Origin of the sequence: Marinimicrobium alkaliphilum (genome assembly GCF_003259155.1) — a bacterium.
Lineage (GTDB): Bacteria > Pseudomonadota > Gammaproteobacteria > Pseudomonadales > Cellvibrionaceae > Marinimicrobium_A > Marinimicrobium_A alkaliphilum.
In genome coordinates this window covers 1-327 of sequence record NZ_QGMQ01000033.1, presented here as the reverse complement: position 1 = coordinate 327, position 327 = coordinate 1, and the positions used below count along the sequence as shown (strand labels likewise).

General features: G+C 47.1%; 1 protein-coding gene. It reads right to left on the bottom strand.

Annotation, left to right across the window (positions count from 1 at the left end; genetic code table 11):
- Positions 1-87: 87 nt before the first annotated feature.
- On the bottom strand, positions 88-327 hold a 240-nt coding region (locus tag DKW72_RS16645), incomplete at its 5' end, for a hypothetical protein (protein ID WP_232522450.1).

Here is a 327-nt window from a genome sequence, read left to right as displayed (position 1 = left end):
GCCGCGCATATGCGGCGGCTGAAATGTAGTGAGGAACGAGCGAAATGTAAGCCGTCCGAGCCACGAAGTGGCGACATGATGCGCTTGTTAGGAGTCATTGCCACGATCAAACTCACTGACCACCCTAAGCGTGAACTCTTTGAGTAAGCTAAAAGGCAGTGAATTTTTATGAACTATTACATCTGCCTTCTGCTCTTCGTAGCTCACCAGAACCGCCTCGATAAGTAATTCATTGTCTTGGGTGCACTCAAGACTAAGGTAGTCATGATCATTGGCGCTAGTGACAACAAATTTATACTCAATCCCGTCCAATACCATTGGATCTCC